The sequence below is a fragment of the Streptomyces sp. NPDC002574 genome, from assembly GCF_042889545.1.
Lineage (GTDB): Bacteria > Actinomycetota > Actinomycetes > Streptomycetales > Streptomycetaceae > Actinacidiphila.
In genome coordinates, this window is record NZ_JBIARB010000003.1 from 93,356 (window position 1) to 119,263 (window position 25,908).

The window sequence follows — 25,908 nt, forward strand, 5'->3', positions numbered from 1 at the left end:
GGGTGCCCCCAACTCCCCCGCCCCCTCCGTTTCGTCAAGCGCCTGATCCCCGGAGGGGGAGGCGGCAACGTGCTCGGGCCATCCGTTGGCGCAGCGCCGTCCAGGTGCCCGTGCCCGGCCGTCACCGCTTGCAGCACTCCCACCAGCCGTCAAGTCGCCCCAGCGGCCGGAGGGGCTGAGGCGGGGTCCTCCCGCTGGGGGCACCTCCCAGTGGGAGGTCGGAGGAGGGAGGGCGGGCGGGGAAAAGACCCCACCTCCCACCCCCCAGGGAACGGATTTGCGCTGTTCAGGGGCGGGAGGTTACTCTAGGGACACAACGACGCGGGGTGGAGCAGCTCGGTAGCTCGCTGGGCTCATAACCCAGAGGTCGCAGGTTCAAATCCTGTCCCCGCTACTGATGAGAAGGCCCGGAAGCCAATGGCTTCCGGGCCTTCTTGTATGCCTCGGGTACAGCCCAGGCATGGATCGGGCAAAAGCGCGCGAACCTTTCGCCGCGGTCCCGGCGCGCCGGAGGATGCTGGACGCGTGGCGAGGGCGGCGGCGCGAGGAGGCGGGGTTGCTGCGCAGGCGGCGTAAGCGGCGGCCGACGGAAATCAGGGACGTGACGCGGTGGGGGCGGCTGTGCGCGTCCGGCACGGTGGCCGAGTTGCTGGCGGAGCTGCGGGCGGTGGCGGAGGCCGGGGAGGGCGCCGCGTACGACCGGGCGGCCGCGCTGAAGGCGCTGGGCGGGGCGGGACCGGGGCTGTGGCTGTCGCTGGACCGCGGCGCGCGGACCGTGGAGGGGGAGCGGTCGTTGGCGGCGGGGGAGGCGGATCCGCTGCGTCTGCTGCTGGCCGCGATGGAGCGGGACGGCCGTACGCGGCAGGCCGCCGTGGAGGGCTTGGCGCACACGGGCGGTCCGCTGGTGGCCACCGCCTTGGCGCTGCGGACCGCGGACTGGGTGGACCCGGTGCGGGAGCGGGCCGTGGGGGCGCTGGCGCTGCGGTCCGCGCCGGACGAGGCGGCCGCGGCGGTGCGGATGCTGCTGCGGCTGCGCGGCAGGCGCCGGGCCGCGGGGGCGCTGGAGGCGTACCGGGAGGTCCTCGCGGCCCCGGAGGCGCGGCGGGCGGTGCGGGCGCTGGCCGCCGACGAGGAGCCGCTGACCCGGCGGTTCGGCGTGGAACTGGCGTTGGAGCTGGGGGAGTTCGTCCGCGGCGACCTGGTCCGTACCGCACTGCGCGACCCGGACCAGGTGTGCCGGCGGCTGTGTGCGCAGCGGCTGCTGGAGCTGGACCCGGACCAGGCGGGGCGGCTGCTGTGGGCCCGGTCCGCGGCGGTGCGGGAGCTGGCGGTGGCGGCGCTGCCGGAGGACGTTCCGGCGGCTCGGCTGACGGCGCCGCTGGCGGACCCGGCGCGGATCGTGCGGGCGCAGGCCCGGTGGCGGCTGTACAGCAGGGGCGAGCCGCCGGCGCTGACGTACCGCAGGCAGTTGGTGCGCTGCGGGCCGCAGAGCCCGCCGAGGATGGTCGCCGGGCTGGCCCTCGGGCTGGGGGAGTGCGGGGACGGCACGGACGTGCCGCTGCTGCTGCGGCTGGTCCGGGAGGCGCGCACGCCGTGGCCGCCGGTGGTGCGGCGGGCCGCGGTGCGGGCCGTGGGCCGCCTGGCGCCGCGTGAGGACCTCCTGGGTCTCCTGGGGCCGCTGGCGACGGACGCGGACCCGGGCGTGGCCAGAGAGGCCTTCGAGGCGCTTGCCAGGGTCGCCGGGGAGGTGCCGCCGGAGACCGTGTGGTTCGGCCGGACGCGGCCGGAGCCCGCCGTGCGGAAGGCGGCGGAACGGCTCCGCTCCGCGCAGCGTCAGGCGCAGTCGGGGCACAGGCCCCGGTAGGTCACCTCGACGTCGGAGACGGTGAACCCGAAGCGCTCGCTGTCGGGCAGGTCGGTCAGCGGGTTGCCGGCCGGGTGGACGTCCCGGATGGTGCCGCAGCGGGAGCAGACCAGGTGCTGGTGGGCGTGGTGCGCGTTGGGGTCGTAGCGCTTGGCGCGGCCGTCGGTGGCGACCTCCATGACCTCACCGAGCGAGACCAGTTCGCCCAGGGTGTTGTAGACCGTCGCCCGGGAGATCTCCGGCAGCCGGGTCGCGGCCCGCGCGTGCACCTCGTCGGCGGTCAGGTGGACGTGCTCGCCGTCGAGGACCTCGGCCACGACACGTCGCTGCGCGGTCATCCGCCAGCCGCGTCCGCGCAGTCGTTCCAGCAGGTCACTCATTGCGTTTCACCTATCCGTGGGATGCGTCCAGCTTAACAGCGGCGGTCCGTGTTGCGAACCCGTACGACTTTGACCCCCTTCTTGACTTAGACCTTGTCTATCGTAGGATCGGTTCCGGCGACAGCCACGGCACAGACGAACGCAGGGAGAAGGACGTGACGGTTCAGAAGACCGGCCCGCTGACGACCGAGGCAGGCGCCCCGGTCGCGGACAACCAGAACAGCGAGACCGCGGGGGTCGGCGGACCGGTCCTGATCCAGGACCAGCTGCTGCTGGAGAAGCTCGCCCACTTCAACCGCGAGCGCATCCCGGAGCGCGTGGTGCACGCCCGCGGCGCCGGCGCGTACGGCACCTTCACGGTGACCGCCGACGTCACGCGGTACACCCGGGCGACGTTCCTGTCGGAGGTCGGCAAGCAGACCGAGACGTTCCTGCGGTTCTCCACCGTCGCCGGCAACCTGGGCGCGGCGGACGCCGTGCGCGACCCGCGCGGCTGGGCGCTGAAGTTCTACACCGAGGAGGGCAATTACGACCTCGTCGGCAACAACACCCCGGTGTTCTTCATCAAGGACGCCATCAAGTTCCCCGACTTCATCCACACCCAGAAGCGCGACCCGTACACCGGCTCCCAGGAGGCGGACAACGTCTGGGACTTCTGGGGGCTGTCGCCCGAGTCGACCCACCAGGTGACCTGGCTGTTCGGCGACCGCGGCATCCCGGCGAGCTACCGCACCATGAACGGCTACGGCTCGCACACCTACCAGTGGACCAATGAGGCCGGCGAGGTCTTCTGGGTCAAGTACCACTTCAAGACCGACCAGGGCATCAAGAACCTGACCACCGAGGAGGCGGTCCGGGTCTCCGGGCTGGACCCCGACTCGCACCAGCGCGACCTGCGCGAGTCCATCGAGCGCGGTGAGTTCCCGACCTGGACCGTGCAGGTGCAGATCATGCCCGCGTCGGAGGCGGCGGCCTACCGCTTCAATCCGTTCGACCTCACCAAGGTGTGGCCGCACGCGGACTACCCGCCGATCGAGATCGGCAAGCTGGAGCTCAACCGCAACCCGCAGAACATCTTCTCCGAGGTCGAGCAGTCGATCTTCTCCCCGGCGCACTTCGTGCCCGGCATCGGCCCGTCCCCCGACAAGATGCTGCAGGGCCGGCTGTTCGCGTACGGCGACGCCCACCGCTACCGCGTCGGCATCAACGCCGACCACCTGCCGGTGAACCGTCCGCACGCCACCGAGGCGCGCACCAACAGCCGCGACGGCTACGCCTACGACGGCCGGCACGGCGGCGCGAAGAACTACGAGCCGAACAGCTTCGGCGGCCCGGCCCAGACGGGCGGCCCGCTGTGGTCGTCGACCGCGGTGACCGGCTGGACCGGCAACCACGAGGCGCCCGCGCACGCCGAGGACAACGACTTCGTCCAGGCGGGCGACCTGTACCGGCTGATGTCGGACGGCGAGAAGGAGCGTCTGATCGCCAACCTCGCCGGCTTCATCGCCAAGGTGTCGCGCGACGACATCGTCGAGCGGGCGATCGGCAACTTCCGCCGGGCGGACGAGGACTACGGCAAGCGGCTGGAGGCCGCGGTCCAGGCCCTGCGCGGCTGACGGGCGCTTGCCGTAACAGAACCGGAGGGGTTCAGGTGCGTCCAGGCACCTGAACCCCTCCGATCCATTTCTCTTCCCGTGCGCTCAGCCCGCCATGGCGGCCGCCGAGTGCGCGGGGTGCCAGCAGCGCACGATGTCGCGGACGGAGACCATGCCGACCGCGTTGCGGTCCTCCATCACCACCAGGTGACGGAAACCGCCGCGCACCATGGCGGCCGCGGCCTCCTCCAGGGTCCACTGGGGTGCGGCGAACACGACGTCGGTGGTGGTGTGGGCGGCGGCGAGTTCGCTGTCGGGGCTCAGCCCGGCGCCGATCGCGTTGAGGATGTCGCGCTCGGTGAGGATGCCGAGCCCGCAGGTGTCGGGATCGAGGACGACCGCCGCACCCACCTTGCGGGCGGACATCAGTCGGGCGGCCTGGCGGAGGGTGTGAGCCGGGCCGATCGTGAGAACGACCGTGCTCATGGCTTCGCGTACGAGCATGGGATACCCCTTGGCTGCGTCGTGGGCCGTCTTGAGAACTGTTTCACAAATTCACAAGCTCACGCATTCTCATGTTCACATGCGGGACGGCGCGCAGCAAGGGGCGTGCGGAGGGTGATCAGTGGTGTACGGGGGCGGCCCGTGCCGGGTGCGGCTAGGTGCGGTTGAGGAAACCGAGCATCTGCTCGTGCAGCAGTCCGTTCGAGGCCGCCGCATTGCCCCCGTAGGGGCCGTCCGTGCCGTCCAGGCTGGTGAAGCGACCGCCCGCCTCCCGGATGATGACCTCGTTGGCGGCCATGTCCCACAGGCTCAGCTCGGGCTCCGCGCAGAAGTCCACCGAGCCCTCGGCGACCATCATGTACGGCCAGAAGTCGCCGTAGGCACGCGTGCGCCAGCAGGAGCGGGTCAGGTCCAGGAAGCCGTCCAGCCGTCCCTGCTCCTCCCAGCCGCCGAGCGAGGAGTACGCGAACGAGGCGTCCTCCAGCCGGCTCACCCGGGACACCCGCAGCCGCGTGGCGGAGGACAGGCTGCGCCCGGTGTAGGCGCCGCCGCCCTTCACCGCCCACCAGCGCCGGCCCAGCGCCGGCGCGGAGACCACGCCGACCACGCCCTCGTCGCCGTGCTCGCCGCGCACCATGAGGGCGATGAGCGTGGCCCACACCGGCACGCCCCGGACGTAGTTCTTGGTGCCGTCGATCGGGTCGACGATCCAGCGGCGCGGGCCCGTGCCCTCGAAGCCGTACTCCTCGCCGAGGACCGCGTCACGCGGCCGGGCACGGCCCAGCTGACTGCGGATCAACTCCTCGGCGCGTTTGTCCGCCTCGCTGACCGGCGTCATGTCGGGCTTGGTCTCGACCTTCAGGTCCAAGGCCTTGAAGCGCTCCATGGTCGCGGCGTCGGCGGCGTCGGCGAGGATGTGCGCGAGGCGCAGGTCGTCGTTGAAGTCCGGCATGGAGCGAACAGTATCGATCGCAGCCTGTCGGGGTCACGCAGGGTGCGCACGGAGGGTTGACACGAACCGACAGCACGTCAATTCTTTGCGCACGGCCGCTATACGACGGCTTGGAGGCAATCATGCCGACAGCGCGCGAATCCTTGCTCGACGCGGCTTTGGCCGCGCTGTCCGCCCGGTCCTGGGCGACGATCCGGATGGTGGACATCGCGGCGACCGCCGGAGTGTCGCGGCAGACCCTCTACAACGAGTTCGGCAGCAAGGAGGGCCTCGCCCGGGCGCTGGCGCGGCGCGAGGCCGACGAGCTCGTGGCCGGTGTCGAACGCGTCCTGTCCGCCGCCGCCGACCAGGGCGGCGACCCCGGGGAATGCTTCGCCGCGGCCACCGGCCGGCTCCTGCACGAGGCCCGCCGCAACCCCCTGGTGCGCGCCGTCCTGACCGGATGCCGCGGGGGCCGCGTTCCGGCGGCCGCCATCACCCGCATCCCCGTGCCCCGGTCGCCCGGGGCACGGCCGCGCAAGAGCGACCTCCCACTGACCCCCACCGAGGTGCTCGCCGCGCTGCGCACCCGCGCCGTCGCGACCTTGGAGCGCGGCTTTCCCAAACTGGACCCGGCCGACCTCGCCTGGGCGTGCGAAGCGGCGGTGCGCGTCGGCGTGTCGTACGTCATGGCGCCGCTGGCCACCGACGAGGACGCGTGCCTGCGGGTGGCCCGCCTGGTGCGCGGCATGCTCGGGCGCGGTTGGGCGGGCGCCGCCTGACCCCGGGGGTGCCGCGGGCCCGACGCGGGGTCAGTGCGCGGAGCCGGACAGCTGGAGACCGATGGCGCCCAGGACGACGAGCGCGACCGAGACCAGCTTGAGCGTCGAGACGACGTCGCCGAGGAACGCCATGCCGTAGATCGCGGTCCCCGCCGCCCCGATGCCCGTCCAGACCGCGTACGCGGCACCGACGTCGAGCTTCTTCAGCGACATCGTCAGCAGCCCGAAGCTGCCGAGCGCGAAGACGCAGAAGGCGATGGTCGGCCACAGACGGGTGAACCCGTGGGAGAGCTTGAGGCAGACCGCGAAGCCGGTTTCGAGGAGTCCAGCGACCACCACGAGGAGCCAGGCCATCGAGCGCCCTCCCGTTCCGTCCTGTCGATGAGCGATCATCACACAGCATGCCCGGAAATCGGCCGTCAGTCCCCTTCCTTGCGCTCCCGCGTCGCAAGGAGCCGGCGGAGCGAGAAGAGCCGGGCGGGTTCGGCGTGCCCGTCGGCCACCCAGGCGTCCAGCGCGCACTCCGGTTCGTCGTGGCTGCAGGCCCGGGGGCAGCCCTCCGTGCCCGGTACGAGGTCCGGAAAGGCGTTGATGACCCGTGAGGGGTCGATGTGCGCCAGGCCGAAGGACCGTACGCCCGGGGTGTCGATGACCCAGCCCTGCTCGCCCTGGAGCGGCAGCGCCAGCGCTGAGGTGGTGGTGTGCCGGCCGCGTCCGGTGACCGCGTTCACGTGGCCGGTGGCGCGCTGACGCTCCACCAGGGCGTTGACCAGGGTGGTCTTCCCGACCCCGCTGTGGCCGACGAAGGCGGTGACGCGGCCCTCCAGGTGCTCGCGCACGGCCGCGGTCGCCTCGTCGTCGAAGTTCTCGTGGCTGGTGACCACATACGGCACGCCGAGCGGCGCGTATGTCTCCAGCAGCGTTTCGGCCGGGGCCAGATCGGACTTGGTCAGCACCAACAGCGGTTCCAGCCCGGCGTCGTAGGCCGCCACCAGGCAGCGGTCGATCAGCCGCGGGCGGGGTTCTGGGTCGGCGAGGGCGGTGACGATGGCGAGCCGGTCGGCGTTGGCGACGACCACCCGCTCGAAGGGGTCGGTGTCGTCGGCGGTGCGGCGCAGCACGGAGGAGCGCTCCTCGACCCGCACGATCCGCGCCAGGGTGTCCTTGTCGCCCGACAGGTCGCCGACGATGCCCACCCGGTCTCCCACCACGATGCCCTTGCGGCCGAGTTCGCGGGCCTTCATGGCGGTGATGGTGCGGTCGTCGACGAGGCAGGTGATCCGGCCGCGGTCGACGGTGAGGACGAAGCCCTCCTCGGCGTCCTCGTGCTTCGGGCGGAGGGTCGAGCGGGGCCGGTTGCCCTTGGGGTTCGGGCGGGACCGGACGTCGTCCTCGTCGGTGTGCTTGCCGTAGCGCCGCATGACCTCAGACCCGCACCGGGGACGCGGGGGCGGCCGGTGTGGTGCCCAGCATGGCCGTCCACATGTCGGGGAAGTCGGGGAGCGTCTTGCCGGTGGTGGCGACGTTCTCCACCTGCACGCCCTCCACGGCCAGGCCGAGGACCGCGCCGGCGGTCGCCAGGCGGTGGTCGTCGTAGGTGTGGAAGACCCCGCCGTGCAGCGGCCGCGGGCGGATGCGCAGGCCGTCCTCGGTCTCGGTGACGTCGCCGCCGAGACCGTTGATCTCCTTGGTCAGCGCGGCCAGCCGGTCGGTCTCGTGCAGCCGCAGGTGCCCGACCCCGCGCAGCACCGACTCGGAGTCCGCCAGCGCGGCGACCGCGGCGATGCCCGGGGTGAGCTCGCCGACCTCCGACAGGTCGGCGTCGATGCCGTGCACCCGGCCGGAGCCGGTCATGACCAGGCCGGCGTCGGTCAGCTCGCAGGAGCCGCCCATCCGGGTGAACAGCTCGCGCAGCGCGTCGCCCGGCTGGGTGGTGCGCGCCGGCCAGTCGGGGATGACGACCCGCCCGCCGGTGACCAGGGCGGCCGCCAGGAACGGCTGGGCGTTGGACAGGTCCGGCTCGATGGTGAGGTCCACGCCGAGCAGCGCGCTCGGGTCGACCCGCCACACGTTGGGCTCGCCGCCGTTCTCCGGGGTGTCGACCTTGGCGCCCGCGTGCCGCAGCATCTCCACCGTCATCCGGATGTGCGGCATGGACGGCAGGGTGGGGCCGGTGTGGTGGACCTCGACGCCCTGGTTGTAGCGCGGGCCCGAGAGCAGCAGCGCGCTGACGAACTGCGAGGACGCGGACGCGTCGATCGACACCGGACCGCCGTCCAGCGCCCCGCCGCCCTGCACGGTCAGCGGGAGCGCGCCGCGCCCCTCGTCGTCGATGCGGGCGCCGAGGGCGCGCAGGGCGTCGATCACGCCGTGCAGGGGCCGCTCGTACGAACGGGGGTCGCCGTCGAAGCGCACCGGGCCGTCGGCGAGCGCGGCGACCGGCGGCAGGAACCGCATCACGGTGCCCGCGTTGCCGACGTCCACGGTCGCGGGGCCGTGCAGCCCGGCGGGGATGACCCGCCACGCCTCGCCGCCGTACGGGTTGACCACCTCGTCGATCTGGACGCCCATGGACCGCAGCGCCTCGGCCATCAGCACGGTGTCCCGGCTGCGCAGCGGGCGCCGCAGCCAGCCGGGCTCGGAGGCGAGGGCCGCCAGCACCAGGGCGCGGTTGGTGACCGACTTGGATCCGGGCACGGTGACCGTGGCGTCGACGGGGGCGGACGCGTGCGGTGCGGGCCACAGGGCGGTGTGCGCGGGGGTACCGGTCATGGAAACCAAGCGTAGTGGTTGAACGTGAGGCTGAATCGCGCACAAAGCGGACGAAACCTGACGGAAACAGGGGTCCGCCCGCAAGGGCTACACGCGGACTACAACCCCAGCAGCCAGCGTCCGCCCCCGAACAGCGAGAACAGCGCGACGGCGTAGAAGAGCAGCATCCACAGGGCGGCCGGCGTGTGCGTGAGCCGCGCCAGCTGGTCCGCGTCCGAGCTCGGCGCCGCTCCGCCGCGTCGCTTCTGCTGGAGCTCCAGCACCGGGCGCACGCCCCCGAGGAGCAGGAACCACACCACCAGGTACGCGAAGACCGCCTGCACCTGGGGCTCGGTCAGCCAGGACACCAGGAGGAAGATCCCGCCGGTGACGAAGACCGTCAGCACGCCGTAGGCATTGCGGATCATGAAGAGCATCAGCAGGAGCAGCGCGGTCGCGCTCCAGAGCAGCAGGGTGATGTGCCCGGCCGCCAGGAGCAGCGCGCCGCCCGCCCCGAGCAGCGAGGGCGCGGTGTAGCCGGCCGCGGCGGTCAGGATCATGCCGAGGCCGTACGGCTTGCCGCGGGAGACGGTCAGCCCCGAGGTGTCCGAGTGCAGCCGGATGCCCTGGAGACGGCGTCCGGACAGCAGCGCGACCAGGCCGTGGCCGCCTTCGTGCGCGATGGTGACGGCGTTGCGCGACAACCGCCATATGCCGTGCGGAAGGACGGCGGCCAGGGCGACGGCGGCCGTCGCACCGACCACCCAGGCGGACGGCGAGGGCTGGGTGCCGAAGAGGGAGTCGATGAGCTGCACGGTTCCGCACCCTATGACGGCGAGCTGTGCGCGCGCCGTGGCAATCTGGCACTCATGTGCGGTCGATATGCAGCGAGCCGGCGGCCCGAAGAACTCGTCGACCTCTTCGACGTGCGGAAATGGGATCCCACCGAGGCGCTGGACCCCAACTGGAATGTCGCTCCCACCGACAGCACCTACGCGGTGCTGGAGCGCCCCGACAAGGAGACCGGCGAGATCGTCCGGCAACTGCGCGCGCTGCGCTGGGGCCTGGTGCCGAGCTGGGCCAAGTCCCCCGACGTCGGCGTGAAGATGATCAACGCGCGGGCGGAGACGGTGCACGAGAAGCCCTCCTACCAGCGGCCGTTCGCCTCCCGCCGCTGCCTGCTGCCCGCCGACGGCTACTTCGAGTGGGTCACCGGCAAGGACGAGCGGCAGTTGGAGGAGCAGGGCAGGAGGAAGCGGCCCCGCAAGCAGCCGTACTTCGTCACCCCCGCCGACGGATCGGTCTTCGCGATGGCCGGGCTCTACGAGTTCTGGCGCGACCGCACCCTGCCCGACGACCATCCGCGCGCCTGGTGGGTCACCTGCGCCGTGATCACCACCGAGGCCGACACCGAGCCCTTCGCCGACGCCGCCGAGCGCCCCGGGGGCCCGCGCGCCCTGTCCGACATCCACCCCCGCATGCCGCTGTGGCTCACCCCTGACCGGTGGGACGCCTGGCTCGACCCCGCCCGCACCGATCCCGGCGCGCTGCGCGCACTGCTCGACCCGCCGGGCCACGGGCTGCTGCGCGCCCACCCGGTGCGCACCGAGGTCAGCAACGTCCGCAACAACGGGCCCGAGCTGGTGGAGCCGATCGAGGCGCCGGAGGAGGCGACGCTGTTCTGACCCTCTCCGGTGGAAGACTGCGATGGTGAACGTGATCTCCGACACCGTCGAGACCGTGCCCACCCCGGTGGGGGACGCCCGCATCACCTGGCACCGGGCGCGCGGGGCGCGCGCCGTCGTCGCGCTGGGTCACGGCGCGGGCGGCGGCATCGAGGCCCGCGACCTGGCGGCGCTGGCGGCCGCCCTGCCGCCGCACGGCTGGACCGTCGCACTGGTCGAGCAGCCCTGGCGGGTGGCCGGCAAGAAGCTGGCGCCCGCCCCGAAGACCCTCGACGCGGCCTGGACCGCCCTGTGGCCGGCGCTGGCCGCGCCGGGCCTGCCGGTCGTCGCCGGGGGGCGCAGCGCGGGGGCACGGGTGGCCTGCCGCACCGCCGACGCGCTCGGCGCGGCCGCTGTGCTCGCGCTGTCCTTCCCGCTGCACCCGCCCGGCAAGCCGGAGAGGTCCCGCGTCGACGAGCTGACCGGCGCGGGCGTCCCGGCCCTGGTCGTGCAGGGCGGCCGGGACCCCTTCGGGCGGCCCGAGGAGTTCCCGCCCGGTCACGAGCCGGTCGAGGTGCCGTACGCCGACCACGGATTCGCCGTGCCGAAGTCCGCGGACCTGGGCCAGGAGGAGGCCGTGACGATCCTCACAGACGCCGTACTGGGCTGGCTGGGGGACCTCCCGCGGCTTCGGGAATGAGCCGCGACCGGGCCGTGTTGTGCCAGGCGTCCACACGAAAGTTCGTACGTACAGTGAGGAAGCCGCATGGCGACAGCCGCATGCCGCGCCCGTGCCGAGGCGCCTTACCTGGCCTGGCCCGAGTGGCCGGCGATCGGTGGTGCGGCGGGCACGACCAGCGCACCGATCCCGCCCGGGATATCCTCCGATGGCGTGGGGTCCGTGTACGGCCCCGTGACCGTCGTGGAGGAGGTGGGTCCGGTCAGCGGCACTGACGACAGTACGTCCGAGGTACAGGAGCAGGTCCAGGTATCCCAGGAGTCGGACCTCGAGCGCAGTGCGCGCTTCGAGCGGGACGCGCTGGAGTACCTCGACCAGATGTACTCGGCGGCGCTGCGCATGACCCGCAACCCGGCCGACGCGGAGGACCTGGTGCAGGAGACGTACGCCAAGGCGTACGCGTCCTTCCACCAGTTCCGTGAGGGAACGAACCTCAAGGCGTGGCTCTACCGCATCCTCACCAACAGCTTCATCAACTCCTACCGCAAGAAGCAGCGCGAGCCCCAGCGCAGCGGCACGGAGGAGATCGAGGACTGGCAGCTGGCACGTGCGGAGTCGCACATGTCCACCGGCCTGCGCTCCGCGGAGTCCCAGGCGCTGGACCACCTGCCCGACTCCGATGTGAAGCAGGCGCTGCAGGCGATTCCGGAGGAGTTCCGGATCGCGGTGTATCTCGCGGACGTCGAAGGCTTTGCCTACAAGGAGATCGCCGACATCATGGGTACGCCCATCGGTACGGTGATGTCGCGTCTGCACCGGGGGCGGCGGCAGCTGCGCTCGCTGCTGGAGGACTACGCGCGGGAGCGCGGGCTCGTCCCGGCGGGCGCGGGCGACGAGAAGGGCTCGGGCACATGAGCTGCGGCAACGCGCATGAGACGGATTGTTCCGAGGTACTCGACCACCTTTACGAGTATCTGGACAACGAGATGTCCGACGACGCCTGCGTCAAGTTCAAGCAGCACTTCGACGAGTGCCACCCGTGCTTGGAGAAGTACGGCTTGGAACAGGCCGTCAAGAAGCTGGTCAAGCGGTGCTGCGGCCAGGACGACGTCCCCTCGGACCTGCGGTCCAAGGTCCTCACCCGGATCGAGCTGATCCGCGAGGGCGAGGTCGCACCCGTCCCCGGCCCGCTCGAGGGCGGGGACGCGACCACCACCGCCTCCTAGGCCAGGCATCCGGCGGACACGGTCCGCCCGGTCCGGCGGTGCCCCCGGCACCGCCGGACCGCTGTGCGGGGCCCGGCGGCGCCGTCCCACCCGTAACGCGCGAGGTCACGCGGGATCACCCGAAGGCGGGAATCCCGGCTGCTCCTCCGCCGGGCGGCGACCGCGCCCCTAGCCTCGTCACGTGCGTGAGATGCGGGTGGTGCGGGAATTTCCGCCGGCGGCGCGGGTGTACCTGCCGGCCGTCGTGCTGTCGGCCTGCGGCGCGCTCGTCACGGCTCCGTACGACGGCGTCCCCTGGGTGACGGCGGCCCTTCTGGCGTCTCTGTATCTCGCCGGGGAACTGGCCGGGGCGTCGCTGCCGCCGGTGCTGTTCGCCGCCGCGCTGCTGTTGCCGCCGGGCGCGGCCGCCCTCGTGGCGGTTCCGGGCGCGCTGGCCGCGCCGGTGCGGGGTGAGCCCCGCGCGGTGCGCAGGGTGTGGCACGCCGCGCAGCTCTCGCTGGCCGCGTACGCCGCGGCCCGGGTACGGGGGCTGCTCGACGACGGACCGCCCGACCGGCTGCCGGGGCTGCTGCTCCCGGCGGCGGGCGCGGCGCTGGTGTTCTGGCTGGTGTCGGCCGCGCTGACCGGCGGAGTGCTGATCGCCGCGGAACGCGTGCCCGCGGTCCCCGCGTGGCGTGACGCACTGCTCGGCTCCCTCGCACCGCACCTCACGTACGCGCTGGTGGGACTGCTGGCGGCGGTGCTCTGGCAGGGCCCGTTCGGCAGCCTCGCCGCGGTCCTGGCGCTGCTGCCGACCCACATCGCGCGCTGGGTCGCCGGTCAGGCGCAGCGCGAACGCGCCACCCATCAGGCCACCGTGCGCGCCCTGGTCCAGGCCGTGGAGATCAAGGACCGCTACACCCGGGGCCACAGCGAGCGGGTCGGCCGTGCCTCGGCGCTGATCGCCCGCGAGATCGGCCTCCCCGCCGAGCGCGTGGAGGCCCTGCGGCTGGCGGGCATCCTGCACGACATCGGCAAGATCGGCGTCCCGACGCGCGTGCTGCGCAAGGACGGTCCGCTCACCCCCGAGGAACGCCGCATCATCGAACTGCACCCCGGCTACGGCCACGACATCGTGCGCGGCATCGAGTTCCTGGACGACGCCCGGTCGGCGATCCTCCACCACCACGAACGCATGGACGGCTCCGGCTATCCGCACGGCCTGGCCGGCGACGCCATCCCCTCCTCGGCCCGCGTGGTGGCCGTGGCCGACGCCTTCGACGCCATGACGTCGGCGCGCACCTACCAGGCCGCCCGGGAGGTCGGCGAGGCGCTGGGGGAGCTGCGCCGGTGCTCCGGCCGCCACTTCGACCCCGAGATGGTCGAGGCGCTGGTGCGCATCGTGGACCGCGACGGCTGGAACCCCGCGCTCACCACCGACGAGCCGGAACCTTTCGCCGCGCCCGGTCCCGCCGACGTCACCCCGGTGGCCGGACGGGTCGTCGCGCCGCGCCGGCACGCCCGCGGACACGGCGGCGCCGACCGCGCGACCGGCCGCCGCGGCGGCAAGGGGCGGCGGGCGTGACCGAGCCGGGCGGCCGCGGGCACCGGCGCGCCACACCGGCGGCGGCCGCGATGGCCGCCGCCACCGGGCTGCTGCGTCGCCGCCGCCACCACCGCCGCCGCCGGGGGACCTCGTCGGTCGCACACGTGGTGCACGCCCTCGCGCTCGCCGCCGGGGCCGCCGGGCTCGGCTGGACGGCCGTGCACGGGGTGGCCGACCCGGCGTCCGCCGCCGTGTTCGGGGCACTCGTCGTGGTCGGCGAGGTGCTCAGGGTCGCCGAGGCGGACGGCAGGGAGGCGGCGCCCGTGGCGTTCGCCGGGACGCTGGGGTACGCGCTGGTGGGCACCGAGGCGGTGCCCGTCGTGGTCACGGTCGTCGGCTGCACCGTCCTCGCCGGGCGGGTGCGCGGCGGGACGTGGGACGCCGCCGCCCGGCGGGTCCTCACCACCGGCTTCGCGGCGGCCTGCGCGCAGCCGCTGTACGGCGGCAGCGGCGGCCACCCGGTGTACGCCGTGCTGCTGCTCGCCAGCACGATCCTGTGCGACGCCGTCCTGGCCGCGTGGCTGACCGCCGCCCGTACGCGGGAGCCCTTCGCGCCGGTGCTGCGGGACGAGGTGGCCGCACTGCCCGGCGTGGGGTCGGCGGTGTGCGCGGGCGGGGCGGTGCTGGCGCAGGCGGTGGAGGCGGCGGGCCTGTGGGCGGTGCCGGTGTGCGCGGTGCCGCTGCTGCTGACGCAGACCGCCTTCCGGCGGCACGCGGCGATCCGGGCGACCCGGCGGGCGACGGTCGCCTCGCTCGCCCGGGCCACCGACCTGGCCGGCTGCACCCCGGCAGGACACGCCCGCCGGGTCGGCGCGCTCAGTCACGCCCTGGGCAGGGAACTCGGCCTGGGTGGACGGGCCCTGGCCGCCGTGGAGCACGCCGCCCTGCTGCACGACATCGGCCAACTCTCCCTCGTGGACCCGGTACCCGGGGGCGCGACCGCACCCCTCGACCCCGCGGAACGGCGCCGCATCGCCCTGCTGGGAGCGGCCGTCGTACGCCGGACGGGGGCGCCCGAGGAGGTCGCCCGGATCGTGGAGGGCCAGGCCGATCCCTACCGTGAACAGCCGCTCGCCGGGCGGATCGTGCGTACGGCCAACGCCTACGAGGACCTGGCCGGGGGCGGGGCCGCCGTGGGCCGGGGACTGCAGGCGCTGGAACGATTGCGCCTGGACACCGCCCAGGAATACGACCCCCGCGTGGTCGAGGCCCTGACCAGGGTCATTGCCAGGGGAGGGCAGTGAACCGGCCGGTAATGAGCGGGCGTACCAAGGGGCATGGTTGGATGCCCGCAGGGGCGCAGAGCGCCCAAGAGGCACGCATGTCGCCCATGCTGGCAAACCGACGAGCCCGGCCGTGTGTGACAGGCCCTGCCGATGGCAAGGAGGACTGATGAGCACCGCTGAGCACGGGACGTGGGGGGACGGACGGGGCACCGTGGAGCACCAGCGAAAGCGAACGGCAGGCGGGACACCTTGAGGATCTTCGGCAGGGCACGCCATCGGCCCTCCGCCACCTGGCGGCAGGCGACCGATCGCGCGTTCACCCTGATCAGCGACGGGCGGTACGAGGACGCCGGCGCGCTCCTCATCCGCGCCGCGGATCTGGAGCCCTGGCGCTCGGAGTCCTGGTACAACCTCGCACTGCTGCACAAGTTCCGGCACGACTGGGAGCAGGCCCGCACGACCGGCCTGCGGGCCGTCGCCCTCCTGGACCGGGCTCCCGGCGCCCCCGACTGGTGGAACGTCGGCATCGCCGCCACCGCGCTGCAGGACTGGCCGCTGGCCCGGCGCGCCTGGCAGGCCTACGGACTGCGGCCCGACACCGCCGGCACCGGCCCGATCGACATGGAACTCGGCAGCTCCACGGTGCGGCTCTCCCCGGAGGGCGAGGCCGAGGTGGTGTGGGGCCGCCGGCTCGACCCGGCCCGCATCGAGGTGCTGAGCATCCCGCTGCCCTCTTCCGGGCGCCGCTGGGGCGAGGTCGTGCTGCACGACGGCGTGCCGCACGGCGAGCGCCGTACCGCCGACGGCGCCACGTACCCGGTCTTCGACGAGATCGAGTTGTGGGCGCCCTCGCCCGTGCCGACCTGGCTGGTGCTGCTGGAGGCGGCCACCGAGGCCGACCGTGACGCGCTGGAGCAGCTGGCCGCCGACGCGGGGTACGCCGCCGAGGACTGGTCGTCCTCCGTTCGGCTGCTGTGCCGCACCTGCTCGGAGAGCCGGATGCCCACCGACGACGGCTCCGACGCCTCCCGCGACCCCCACGACCAGGGTGAGCCCGGTCACCCCGGGCACCTCAGCCACCGCAGCCCGGGCGCCCTGTGGGCCCCCGAGCGGGAGTGCGGGATCGCCGCCCCCGTCGGGCTGGTGCGGGGACTGCTGGACAGCTGGGTGGCGGACAGCCCGGACACCCGGGACTGGCGCGATCTCGAAGAGGTCTGCTGACCCGCTCGGCTGCACGTACCCTTGATGGGCTATCCAGCGTTGGAGCAGGCCCCAGGAAGGCGTACGACGGACCATGTCGCAGCAGGACACCGAGCAGACCGCATTCACCGACGACGTGACGGACGCCGAGGAACGTGAGGCGGCCCACCGCGCCCGTGGCACGGCCCGTCCCATCACGGTCGTCGGCAACCCGGTCCTGCACCACCCGTGCACCCCGGTCACGTCCTTCGACGACGACCTGGCCGCCCTGATCGACGACATGTTCGCCAGCCAGCACGCCGCCGAGGGCGTCGGCCTGGCCGCGAACCAGATCGGCGTGAACCTGCGCGTCTTCGTCTACGACTGCCCGGACGACGACGGGGTCCGCCACGTCGGCCACGTCGTCAACCCGGTCGTCGACGACCTCCCCGCCGAGCGCCGCGTCCTCGACGACGGCAACGAGGGCTGCCTCTCGGTCCCCGGCGCCTACGCCGAGCTCCCGCGCCCCGACTTCGCGGTCTGCCGCGGCCAGGACCTGCACGGCGACCCCGTCGTCGTCCAGGGCACCGGCTTCTTCGCCCGCTGCCTCCAGCACGAGACGGACCACCTGAACGGGTACCTGTACATCGACCGGCTCTCCAAGCGCGACCGCAAGGACGCGCTCCGGCAGATGGCCGAGCTGACGCCGAAGTACGAGACCGTCCCGAACGACTGACCTTTCCTGCGGGCCGTTAGCCTGTGCTCCCCGGCGCGATCTTGCCGGGGACACACAGGGGAGGGACATTGCGCAACAGAGCGCTGACGGCCGCCGCCGCGGGTGCGGCGGCACTTGTGATACTCGGTGCCCCGGCGGCACACGCCGAGGGCCGGGGCGACATCCGGGTCATCAAGACCGTGGTGCACGGCGGCACGGATGTGAGCGTCGGGACCAAGGGCACCGTGGTGTTCCCGGTGGTCATGACCATCAGGGACAACTCCGGGGTCAAGAGCGTCTCGCACGTGAGCGCCTTCAACGCCTCGAACGGGTTCGGCCCCGTCAGTTGGACGGGTACCCGCTGCGCGAAGAAGAGCGCCACGACGTCGGTGTGCACGGCCACCATGGCCATCCATCCGGACTGGATCCGGCCGTACGGCGAGGGCGGCATCGAGGGCTGGAACGCCAACCAGGTCGCCGGCCTCTGGCAGGTCAACGCCACGGTGCGGGCGAACGACGGCGACTACTGGATCAGTGACGCCATCGCCCGGTTCAAGGTGAGGCGCGGGGCGGTGTTCACCACCGACGCGGGTCCGGAGCCGGTCGCCAAGCGCGGCACGCTCACCGTCAAGGGCCAGCTCAAGCGGGCGGACTGGCAGGACCTGAAGTACCACACCTTCGCGGGGCAGCCCGTGAGGCTCCAGTTCAAGAAGGCCGGCTCCACGAAGTGGAGCACCGTCAAGACCGCCACCACGAACAGCAGCGGCGGCGTGAGCGTCAAGATGACCGCCACCGCGGCGGGCGCCTGGCGCTGGGTCTTCTCCGGTACGGCCACGACGGGTCCGGCGACCTCGGCCGCCGACGCGGTCGCCCTGAAGTGACCGCGGGTGGGGCCCGGCCGATGCGGCCGGGCCCCACCCGTTCGTCACGTGGTGCGGTCCGGATCAGAAGTCGTCGTCGAAGGAGACCGAGCCCTCGACCGCGACCTGGTACGCGGAGGCGCGGCGCTCGAAGAAGTTGGTCAGCTCCTGGACGTTCTGCAACTCCATGAAGGAGAACGGGTTCTCCGAGCCGTAGCGGGCCGGCAGGCCGAGGCGGACCAGGCGCTGGTCGGCGACGCACTGCAGGTACTCGCGCATGGAGTCGGTGTTCATGCCGGGCAGGCCGTCGCCGCACAGGTCGCGGGCGAACTGCAGCTCGGCCTCGACGGCCTCGTCCAGCATGGCGGTGACCTGCTCGGCCATCTCCTCGTCGAAGAGGTCGGGCTCCTCGCGGCGGACGGTGTCGACCACGTGGAAGGCGAAGTCCATGTGCATGGACTCGTCACGGAACACCCAGTTGGTGCCGGTGGCCAGGCCGTGCAGCAGGCCGCGGGACCGGAACCAGTAGACGTACGCGAAGGCGCCGTAGAAGAACAGGCCCTCGATGCACGCCGCGAAGCAGATCAGGTTGAGCAGGAAGCGCCGGCGGTCCGCCTTGCTCTCCAGGCGGTCGATGGACTCCACGGAGTCCATCCAGCGGAAGCAGAACTGCGCCTTCTCGCGGATGGAGGGGATGTTCTCCACCGCGTCGAAGGCGGCGGCGCGCTCCTCGGGGTCGGGGAGGTAGGTGTCGAGCAGCGTCAAGTAGAACTGGACGTGCACGGCCTCCTCGAAGAGCTGCCGCGACAGGTACAGCCGCGCCTCGGGGGAGTTGATGTGCTTGTAGAGCGTCAGCACCAGGTTGTTGGCCACGATCGAGTCGCCGGTGGCGAAGAAGGCGACCAGGCGGCCGATCATGTGCTGCTCGCCGGGCGAGAGCTTGGCGAGGTCGGCGACGTCGGAGTGGAGGTCGACCTCCTCCACGGTCCAGGTGTTCTTGATCGCGTCGCGGTAGCGCTCGTAGAAGTCCGGGTAGCGCATCGGACGCAGGGTCAGCTCGAAGCCCGGGTCGAGCAGGTTCTTGGTGGAGCTCATTACTGGCAGGCCTCGCAGGACTCGGGGTTCTCAAGGGAGCAGGCGATCGCGTCGGCGTCGGGTGTCGCCTGCTGCACGGGGATGATCGCCGGGGCCGCCGCGCGGGCGGACTGGGCGATGCGGGTGGCCGGGCGGGAGCGCAGGTAGTACGTCGTCTTCAGGCCCCGCTTCCAGGCGTACGCGTACATCGAGCTGAGCTTGCCGATGGTGGGCGAGGCCATGAAGAGGTTGAGCGACTGGCTCTGGTCGAGGTACGGCGTACGGGCCGCGGCCATGTCGATCAGGGCGCGCTGCGGGAGCTCCCAGGCGGTGCGGTACAGGGCGCGGACGTCGGCGGGGATCCAGTGGAAGCCCTCGACGGAGCCGTTGGACTCGCGCAGGGCGTCGCGGGTCTGCGCGTCCCACACGCCGAGCTTCTTCAGGTCGTCCACCAGGTAGGAGTTGACCTGGAGGAACTCACCGCTGAGCGTCTCGCGCTTGAAGAGGTTGGAGACCTGCGGCTCGATGCACTCGTAGACGCCCGCGATGGAGGCGATGGTCGCGGTCGGGGCGATCGCCAGCAGCAGCGAGTTGCGCATGCCGGTGGCGGCGACGCGGGCGCGCAGGGCGTCCCAGCGCTCGGGCCAGTTCGCCTCGGTCGTGTAGTGGTCGGGGTGCAGGACGCCACGGGCGGCGCGGGTCTCGGACCAGGCCGGGTGCGGGCCGTGTCGCTCGGCGAGGTCGCAGGAGGCCTCGTACGCGGCGAGCATGATGCGCTCGGCGATCCGCGTGGACAGCGCCGTGGCCTCGGCGGAGTCGAAGGCGAGCCGCAGCTTGAAGAAGACGTCCTGCAGGCCCATCACGCCCAGGCCCACCGGGCGCCAGCGCTCGTTGGAGGAGGCGGCCTGACCGGTGGGGTAGAAGTTGATGTCCACCACGCGGTCGAGGAACGTGACGGCGGTGCGGACGGTGGCGTCCAGCCGCTCCCAGTCGATGACGTCCCCGCCGGCACCGGCGTCCAGGACGAAGGCGGCGAGGTTGACCGAGCCGAGGTTGCAGACCGCGGTCTCGCCGTCGTTCGTGACCTCCAGGATCTCCGTGCAGAGGTTGGAGGAGTGGATGACGCGGCCGGGCTCTGCGGTCTGGTTGGCGGTGCGGTTGGAGGCGTCCTTGAAGGTCATCCAGCCGTTGCCGGTCTGCGCGAGGGTGCGCATCATGCGGCCGTACAGCTCGCGCGCGGGGAGGGTCTTGCGGGCCAGGCCCGCCGCCTCGGCCTCGCGGTAGGCGGCGTCGAACTCCTCGCCCCACAGGTCGACCAGCCCGGGCACGTCGGCGGGGGAGAACAGCGACCAGGTGCCGTCGGCGTCGACGCGGCGCATGAACTCGTCCGGGATCCAGTGCGCCAGGTTGAGGTTGTGGGTGCGGCGCGCCTCCTCACCGGTGTTGTCGCGCAGTTCCAGGAACTCCTCGATGTCCGCGTGCCAGGTCTCCAGGTAGACGCAGGCCGCGCCCTTGCGGCGGCCGCCCTGGTTCACGGCGGCGACGGAGGCGTCGAGGGTGCGCAGGAACGGGACGATGCCGTTGGAGTGGCCGTTGGTGCCGCGGATCAGCGAACCGCGGGAGCGGATGCGGGAGTACGACAGGCCGATGCCGCCGGCGTGCTTCGAGAGCCGGGCGACCTGGTGGTAGCGGTCGTAGATGGAGTCCAGCTCGTCCAGCGGGGAGTCCAGCAGGTAGCAGGAGGACATCTGCGGGTGCCGGGTGCCGGAGTTGAAGAGCGTGGGGGAGCTGGGCAGGTAGTCGAGCCGGCTCATCAGCCCGTAGAGCGCGGCGACCTCGTCCAGCGCGCGGGTGGTGTGGTCCTCGGCGAGCCCGCAGGCGACACGGAGCATGAAGTGCTGCGGGGTCTCGATGACCTGGCGGGTGATCGGGTGGCGCAGCAGGTAGCGGCTGTGCAGGGTGCGCAGGCCGAAGTAGCCGAAGCGGTCGTCGGCGTGGCCGGCGAGGGCGGTGTCGACCAGGGCGTCCAGCCGGGCGGCGTGGGTGGCCACGAACTCGGCGGTGCCGTCGGCGATCAGGCCCTCGCGGTGGCCGACGGCGATGGACGCGGAGAAGGACACCGCTCCCTCGCCCGCCGCCTCGTCGGCGATGGCGATGGTCAGCAGCCGGGCCGCGAGACGCGAGTACTGGGGGTCCTCCGAGATCAGTCCGGCGGCGGCTTCCGTGGCCAGCGCCCGCAGTTCCGCCTCGTCCGCCGCGGCGCTGCGGCCGCGCAGGGCGGCGGCGGCGACCCGGCCGGGGTCGGTGTCGGGGAGGTCTGCGGTCAGCTCCGTCAAGGAGCTCAGCAAGTCGGTTCCCAGTGAGGCGGGTTCCGATGCGGCGGCGGGTGCGGCGGGCGCGATGGTCACGTGTGCTCTCTCCCTCGAACGGCGACGACGCGAGGGGGAGTGACGGCGCGCACGCAGGGCAGGGCATGCCGCGGCGCGTCCGCCGGCCCAACCCGCGAGGCCCGGACACTTCACCGTCCGGACGGCGCGCCGGACGGTGCCGTCGGCAGGTACTCGGACTCGCGGGCATGCCGTCAGGCGCCCGCACACCGTTGCGGGGCAGTCCCGGATTCCCACCGGCTTCCCCTGCGGCGACAGCGGAGTCGAGCATACATCTAGTGGCGCCCGCCCGTGGCGCCACCAGATGTTGTGTCGGGGCGGTTACGGATTGCCCGGTTCAGGCGTGCCAGTCGTGGCCGTCCCGGGAGTCGTGGACGTGTCCGGTCAGGGCGGCGAGCGCCAGCAGGAGGAAGAAGACCAGTGCGGTGACGGTGGCGAGGAGGGTTTCCATGCCTTCGACTGTGCTCCTCGCGCACCCCTACCGGGAGTGGCAGGACTGACGCACTCCCTCGAAATCCTGCCAGAGCTCTGCCATGCTGGGCGTATGCTGCAGAACGTGGCCGTGGTGCTGCTCGACGGCGTCCATCCGTTCGAACTGGGCGTGGTCTGCGAGGTGTTCGGACTCGACCGGTCGGACGACGGACTGCCGGCGTACGACTTCGCGGTGGCCTCCGCGGAGGGCCGTACGCTGACCTCCCCGGCCGGCTTCACCATCGGCACCTCGCACGGGCTGGAGCGGCTGGAGGAGGCCGATCTCGTCGCGGTGCCGGCCGGTGACTCCTATGTGCGCCGGGAGTACCCGCCCGAGCTGCTGCGGGCGTTGAACCGTACGGTGGAGCGCGGTGCGCGCGTGCTCAGCGTCTGCTCGGGCGTCTTCGTCCTGGCCGCCGCCGGCCTGCTGGACGGCCGCCGCTGCGCGGCCCACTGGCGGCACGCCGAGGAGCTGGCGCGGCGTTACCCGCGGGTGAGGGTGGAGCCCGACGTGCTCTACGTGGACGAGGACCCGGTGTTCACCTCGGCGGGCACCGCCGCCGGGATCGACGCCTGTCTGCACCTGGTCCGCAAGGAGCAGGGCAGCGACGTGGCCAACGCGATAGCGCGCCGCATGGTGGTGCCGCCGCACCGCGAGGGCGGCCAGGCGCAGTACATCGAGCGGCCGCTGCCGCGCACCCGGTGCGACACCGTGGGCGAGGTGCTGGGCTGGATGGAGCGCCACCTGGACCGCGAGGTGAGCGTCGACGAGCTCGCGGCCCGCGCCCACATGTCGCCGCGCACCTTCGCGCGCCGCTTCCAGCAGGAGACCGGGACGACGCCGTACCGCTGGCTGCTCGGCCAGCGGGTGCTGCTGGCCCGGGAGTTGCTGGAGGCCACGGACGCGACGGTGGACGCGGTCGCCCTCCGCGCGGGCTTCGGCAACGCGGCGACTTTGCGCCACCACTTCGCGCGCTGGGTGGGGACCACCCCGCAGGCGTACCGCCGTACCTTCCGCCGGCCCGAGCGGGCGCGGAGCGCATGACGACGGGCCGCCGCCCCGTCCCAGGGCGGCGACCCGTGACCGTGGGCCGCGCGGGTGGCCGTCAGCGGCCGGCGGCGACCGGCAGGTCCGGCTGATCCCCCGGCAGGTCCCGCTGCACGCCGGGGTCGCCGGCGTCGGCGGTGTAGTCCTTCACGGCCGTCTCGTCCACGCCCTCGGGCGCCTTGACGGCCCGCAGGACCAGGGTGAGGACGACGGTGACCACCAGGTTGAGCACGAAGGCGGTCATGCCGATGTAGCCGATCTGCCCGATGACCGGGATGGTGTCGGAGGAGCCGCCGAAGTGCTTCTGGGTGGGGCTCGCGACGCCGTAGGCGGCCACGGTGCCGTAGACCATGCCGACCGCCCAGCCGGCCAGCAGCGCCCAGCGGTGGAACCAGCGGGTGAACAGGCCGCCGACCAGGGCCGGGAAGGTCTGCAGGATCCAGATGCCGCCCAGCAGCTGGAAGTTGATGGCGACCGTCTTGTCCATGGTGAGGACGAAGACCAGCGCGCCGACCTTGACCAGCAGTGAGACGATCTTGGAGACCTGGGTCTCCTGCGCCGGGGTGGCGTCCGGCTTGATGAAGTCCTTGTAGATGTTGCGGGTGAACAGGTTCGCCGCGGCGATCGACATGATCGCGGCGGGCACCAGGGCGCCGATGCCGATCGCGGCGAAGGCCACGCCCGCGAACCAGGACGGGAACATGTTCTCGAAGAGCTGCGGGATCGCCAGCTGCCCGTTGTAGCCCGGGATCCCCGCCCCGACCCCGCTCGCCAGCGCCATGAAGCCGAGCATCGCCAGCAGGCCGAGCATCAGCGAGTACAGCGGCAGCACGGTGGTGTTGCGGCGGATGACGTCACGGCTGCGGCTGGAGAGCACGGCCGTGACGGAGTGCGGGTACATGAACAGCGCGAGGGCCGAGCCCAGCGCCAGCGTCCCGTACGCCCACTGTGCCGTGTCACCGGGCGTCAGGGCCCCGCGGGGCTTGCCGGTGGCCGGGCTGACCTGCGAGTACGCATCGCCCGCCTTGGCGAAGATGTCGTCGAAGCCGCCCAGTTTGATCGGTATGTAGATGATCGCCACCGCGATGACGATGTAGATCAGGGTGTCCTTGACGAACGCGATCAGCGCCGGCGCGCGCAGGCCCGAGGAGTACGTGTACGCGGCCAGCACGCCGAAGGCGATGAGCAGCGGCAGGTCCTTGACGAACCAGTTGGACGAGGCGCCGCCGCCCACGCCCATCACGTCCAGCACCGCCTGGATGCCGACCAGCTGGAGCGCGATGTACGGCATGGTGGCCAGGATGCCGGTGACGGCCACCGCCAGCGACAGGCCCTTGGAGCCGAAGCGGCCGCGGACGAAGTCGGAGGTGGTGACGTAGCCGTGCTTGTGGGAGACCGACCACAGGCGCGGCAGGAAGGTGAAGACCAGCGGGTAGACCAGGATCGTGTACGGCACCGCGAAGAAGCCGGACGCGCCCGCCGCGTACACCGCGGCCGGGACGGCCACGAAGGTGTAGGCCGTGTACAGGTCCCCGCCCAGCAGGAACCAGGTGATCCAGCCGCCGAAGCTGCGGCCGCCGAGCCCCCACTCGTCCAGGTGCAGCGAGTTCTCGGCCCGGCGCCAGCGGGCGGCCAGGAAGCCGAGCACCGTGACGACCACGAAGAAGAAGATGAAGACGGCGAGTGCGACGCCGTTGACCCCGTCCTTCACTTCGATCCCTCCTTCCGTGCCCGCTCCTCGCGGCGGACCAGGACGTACGCGGTGTACGTCAGGCCGGAGGAGAGGAACACCCACGCCATCTGGTACCAGTAGAAGAACGGGATGCCGATGAAGTCGGGGGTCGGCTTCGCGTACGAGCCGACCCAGAGCATCGCGACGAACGGGATGACGAGGCAGACACCGGCGATCACACGGGTGGGGGTGACCACCGGTGGCCGGACCGGAGTTCCGGTTGGTTGCTCGGACATTGCTGCGGCTCCGTCCTGATCTCACTCCTGTGTAATGCGCACGAAATCTAGGTGAGGCACCGGCGCACGTCACTACCCGTCCGCATTGCGGTATGGAAACGATCTCCATGGACGGGAACCGAGCGGGAACCATCCGGGAACTTCCCGGCATCTCGCGGAAGTTACGGCCGTCGGAGCCGCGCCACGAACTTGTAGCGGTCGCCGCGGTAGACCGAGCGCACCCACTCCACCGGCTGCCCGGCGGTGTCGATGGAGTGCCGGGACAGCAGCAGCATGGGCAGGCCCACGTCGGTGCCGAGCAGCCCGGCCTCACGCGGCGTGGCCAGCGAGGTCTCGATGGTCTCCTCGGCCTCGGCCGGCCGTACGTCGTAGACCTCGGCGAGCGCGGTGTACAGGGAGGAGTACTTGGCCAGGCTGCGGCGCAGCGCGGGGAAGCGCTTCGCCGACAGGTGGGTGGTCTCGATGGCCATCGGCTCGCCGTTGGCCAGGCGCAGCCGTTCGATGCGCAGCACGCGCCCGCCGGTCTTCATGTCCAGCAGTTCGGCCAGCCGGTCGTCGGCGGTGATGTAGCCGATGTCCAGCAACTGCGAGGTGGGCTCCAGGCCCTGGGCGCGCATGTCCTCGGTGTACGAGGTGAGTTGCAGCGCCTGGGAGACCTTCGGCTTGGCGACGAAGGTGCCCTTGCCCTGGATGCGCTCCAGCCGTCCCTCGACGACCAGTTCCTGCAGGGCCTGGCGCACGGTGGTGCGGGAGGTGTCGAACTCCGCCGCCAGGGTGCGCTCCGGAGGCACCGGCGAACCGGGCGGCATCGTCTGCGTCAGCTCCAGCAGATGGCGCTTGAGCCCGTAGTACTTGGGCACCCGGGCGGTTCGTCCGGCCGCGGTCGCCGCGGTCTCGGCGGACTCCGTCACCGCCGTTCCGGTCTCGCCGTCGCTGTCCATCGCCTTTGCTCCCGAGTGCTGTCGTGCTGCCGTCACCGGCTCCTCCGTCATTCGCGGCTCACATCGTGGCACGGTCGG

The 25,908-nt window shown here is 72.3% G+C and carries 25 protein-coding genes, 1 tRNA gene and 1 riboswitch; of the genes, 14 read left to right on the forward strand and 12 right to left on the reverse strand.

The genetic code is table 11. From position 1 onward, the window contains the following. Positions 1–320 precede the first annotated feature (320 nt). Positions 321–394, forward strand: a tRNA-Met gene (locus ACFYXS_RS07345). Positions 395–601: 207 nt separating this feature from the next. Beyond that, positions 602–1,864, forward strand: a complete 1,263-nt coding sequence (locus ACFYXS_RS07350) for a hypothetical protein (protein ID WP_389244886.1) — start codon at positions 602–604, stop codon at positions 1,862–1,864. On the opposite strand, the gene ACFYXS_RS07355 is transcribed toward ACFYXS_RS07350, so the two are convergent. Next, complete coding sequence (locus ACFYXS_RS07355; RefSeq protein WP_384278012.1) at positions 1,834–2,244, reverse strand: Fur family transcriptional regulator; 411 nt, start codon at positions 2,242–2,244, stop codon at positions 1,834–1,836. The two genes, ACFYXS_RS07350 and ACFYXS_RS07355, sit on opposite strands and share 31 nt — an antisense overlap. 155 nt (positions 2,245–2,399) lie before the next feature. On the opposite strand from ACFYXS_RS07355, the gene ACFYXS_RS07360 reads away from it, so the two are divergent. After that, the gene (locus ACFYXS_RS07360) at positions 2,400–3,860 is read left to right on the forward strand and encodes a catalase (RefSeq protein WP_389244888.1); all 1,461 of its coding nucleotides are present in this window, start codon (positions 2,400–2,402) and stop codon (positions 3,858–3,860) included. A gap of 84 nt (positions 3,861–3,944) precedes the next feature. Here ACFYXS_RS07360 and ACFYXS_RS07365 read toward each other — a convergent pair whose 3' ends face one another. Next, positions 3,945–4,343 (reverse strand): cyclic nucleotide-binding/CBS domain-containing protein, encoded by a 399-nt coding sequence (locus ACFYXS_RS07365; RefSeq protein ID WP_389244890.1) that lies wholly within the window; start codon positions 4,341–4,343, stop codon positions 3,945–3,947. A 154-nt stretch (positions 4,344–4,497) separates the two neighbouring features. After that, positions 4,498–5,295 carry a histidinol-phosphatase gene (gene hisN, locus ACFYXS_RS07370; RefSeq protein ID WP_389244892.1) on the reverse strand — a complete coding sequence of 266 codons (798 nt, stop codon included), beginning with the start codon at positions 5,293–5,295 and terminating at the stop codon, positions 4,498–4,500. A 122-nt stretch (positions 5,296–5,417) separates the two neighbouring features. Between hisN and ACFYXS_RS07375 the strand changes: the two genes are divergently transcribed. After that, entirely contained in the window at positions 5,418–6,056 is a 639-nt protein-coding gene (locus ACFYXS_RS07375; protein WP_389244895.1) for a TetR family transcriptional regulator, read from the forward strand. 30 nt (positions 6,057–6,086) lie between these two features. On the opposite strand, the gene ACFYXS_RS07380 is transcribed toward ACFYXS_RS07375, so the two are convergent. The 4 genes from ACFYXS_RS07380 to ACFYXS_RS07395 all read right to left on the reverse strand — a co-directional run bounded on the left by ACFYXS_RS07380 (position 6,087) and on the right by ACFYXS_RS07395 (position 9,622). Beyond that, on the reverse strand, positions 6,087–6,410 hold the full coding sequence (locus ACFYXS_RS07380) for a multidrug efflux SMR transporter (RefSeq protein WP_319665030.1): 324 nt from the start codon (positions 6,408–6,410) through the stop codon (positions 6,087–6,089). Positions 6,411–6,475: 65 nt separating this feature from the next. Next, positions 6,476–7,477: a ribosome small subunit-dependent GTPase A gene (rsgA, locus tag ACFYXS_RS07385; RefSeq protein ID WP_389244898.1), complete on the reverse strand. Its 1,002-nt coding sequence runs from the start codon at positions 7,475–7,477 to the stop codon at positions 6,476–6,478. A 4-nt stretch (positions 7,478–7,481) separates the two neighbouring features. Further along, positions 7,482–8,828 (reverse strand): 3-phosphoshikimate 1-carboxyvinyltransferase, encoded by a 1,347-nt coding sequence (gene aroA / locus ACFYXS_RS07390; RefSeq protein ID WP_389244900.1) that lies wholly within the window; start codon positions 8,826–8,828, stop codon positions 7,482–7,484. A gap of 98 nt (positions 8,829–8,926) precedes the next feature. Beyond that, on the reverse strand, positions 8,927–9,622 hold the full coding sequence (locus ACFYXS_RS07395; protein WP_389244902.1) for a M50 family metallopeptidase: 696 nt from the start codon (positions 9,620–9,622) through the stop codon (positions 8,927–8,929). Between the two features lie 54 nt (positions 9,623–9,676). Between ACFYXS_RS07395 and ACFYXS_RS07400 the strand changes: the two genes are divergently transcribed. The 9 genes from ACFYXS_RS07400 to ACFYXS_RS07440 all read left to right on the forward strand — a co-directional run bounded on the left by ACFYXS_RS07400 (position 9,677) and on the right by ACFYXS_RS07440 (position 17,962). Further along, positions 9,677–10,492, forward strand: coding sequence for an SOS response-associated peptidase (locus ACFYXS_RS07400; RefSeq protein WP_389244904.1), 816 nt, complete (start codon positions 9,677–9,679; stop codon positions 10,490–10,492). Positions 10,493–10,514: 22 nt separating this feature from the next. Then, complete coding sequence (locus tag ACFYXS_RS07405) at positions 10,515–11,171, forward strand: alpha/beta family hydrolase (RefSeq protein ID WP_389244907.1); 657 nt, start codon at positions 10,515–10,517, stop codon at positions 11,169–11,171. Positions 11,172–11,402: 231 nt separating this feature from the next. After that, complete coding sequence (locus tag ACFYXS_RS07410; protein ID WP_319665126.1) at positions 11,403–12,065, forward strand: sigma-70 family RNA polymerase sigma factor; 663 nt, start codon at positions 11,403–11,405, stop codon at positions 12,063–12,065. Then, complete coding sequence (rsrA, locus tag ACFYXS_RS07415; RefSeq protein ID WP_389244909.1) at positions 12,062–12,376, forward strand: mycothiol system anti-sigma-R factor; 315 nt, start codon at positions 12,062–12,064, stop codon at positions 12,374–12,376. Before ACFYXS_RS07410 ends, rsrA begins: the two co-directional genes overlap by 4 nt. Before the next feature lie 190 nt (positions 12,377–12,566). Beyond that, the gene (locus tag ACFYXS_RS07420) at positions 12,567–13,940 is read left to right on the forward strand and encodes an HD-GYP domain-containing protein (RefSeq protein WP_389245795.1); all 1,374 of its coding nucleotides are present in this window, start codon (positions 12,567–12,569) and stop codon (positions 13,938–13,940) included. 50 nt (positions 13,941–13,990) lie between these two features. After that, positions 13,991–15,205, forward strand: coding sequence for an HD-GYP domain-containing protein (locus ACFYXS_RS07425; protein WP_389245797.1), 1,215 nt, complete (start codon positions 13,991–13,993; stop codon positions 15,203–15,205). A 231-nt stretch (positions 15,206–15,436) separates the two neighbouring features. Next, positions 15,437–16,408, forward strand: a complete 972-nt coding sequence (locus ACFYXS_RS07430; protein ID WP_384278082.1) for a tetratricopeptide repeat protein — start codon at positions 15,437–15,439, stop codon at positions 16,406–16,408. 73 nt (positions 16,409–16,481) lie between these two features. Continuing rightward, positions 16,482–17,102: a peptide deformylase gene (def, locus tag ACFYXS_RS07435; RefSeq protein ID WP_389244912.1), complete on the forward strand. Its 621-nt coding sequence runs from the start codon at positions 16,482–16,484 to the stop codon at positions 17,100–17,102. A gap of 68 nt (positions 17,103–17,170) precedes the next feature. Further along, positions 17,171–17,962, forward strand: coding sequence for a hypothetical protein (locus ACFYXS_RS07440; protein WP_389244914.1), 792 nt, complete (start codon positions 17,171–17,173; stop codon positions 17,960–17,962). A gap of 63 nt (positions 17,963–18,025) precedes the next feature. Here the strand turns inward: ACFYXS_RS07440 and ACFYXS_RS07445 are convergent, their stop codons facing one another. Continuing rightward, complete coding sequence (locus ACFYXS_RS07445) at positions 18,026–19,036, reverse strand: ribonucleotide-diphosphate reductase subunit beta (RefSeq protein WP_389244916.1); 1,011 nt, start codon at positions 19,034–19,036, stop codon at positions 18,026–18,028. Further along, a complete protein-coding gene (locus ACFYXS_RS07450) occupies positions 19,036–21,423 on the reverse strand; it encodes a ribonucleoside-diphosphate reductase subunit alpha (RefSeq protein WP_389244918.1) in 2,388 nt (795 codons plus the stop codon). Before ACFYXS_RS07450 ends, ACFYXS_RS07445 begins: the two co-directional genes overlap by 1 nt. A 148-nt stretch (positions 21,424–21,571) precedes the next feature. After that, a riboswitch (cobalamin riboswitch) is annotated at positions 21,572–21,648 on the reverse strand. Positions 21,649–21,946: 298 nt separating this feature from the next. Between ACFYXS_RS07450 and ACFYXS_RS07455 the strand changes: the two genes are divergently transcribed. After that, a complete protein-coding gene (locus ACFYXS_RS07455) occupies positions 21,947–22,918 on the forward strand; it encodes a helix-turn-helix domain-containing protein (protein ID WP_389244920.1) in 972 nt (323 codons plus the stop codon). 61 nt (positions 22,919–22,979) lie between these two features. Here the strand turns inward: ACFYXS_RS07455 and mctP are convergent, their stop codons facing one another. The 3 genes from mctP to ACFYXS_RS07470 all read right to left on the reverse strand — a co-directional run bounded on the left by mctP (position 22,980) and on the right by ACFYXS_RS07470 (position 25,830). Further along, complete coding sequence (gene mctP, locus ACFYXS_RS07460; protein ID WP_389244922.1) at positions 22,980–24,632, reverse strand: monocarboxylate uptake permease MctP; 1,653 nt, start codon at positions 24,630–24,632, stop codon at positions 22,980–22,982. Further along, positions 24,629–24,889 carry a DUF3311 domain-containing protein gene (locus ACFYXS_RS07465; protein ID WP_389244924.1) on the reverse strand — a complete coding sequence of 87 codons (261 nt, stop codon included), beginning with the start codon at positions 24,887–24,889 and terminating at the stop codon, positions 24,629–24,631. The genes mctP and ACFYXS_RS07465 overlap by 4 nt, the downstream gene beginning before the upstream one ends. A gap of 161 nt (positions 24,890–25,050) precedes the next feature. Beyond that, positions 25,051–25,830: a GntR family transcriptional regulator gene (locus tag ACFYXS_RS07470; RefSeq protein ID WP_389245799.1), complete on the reverse strand. Its 780-nt coding sequence runs from the start codon at positions 25,828–25,830 to the stop codon at positions 25,051–25,053. Between the last annotated feature and the right edge of the window lie 78 nt (positions 25,831–25,908).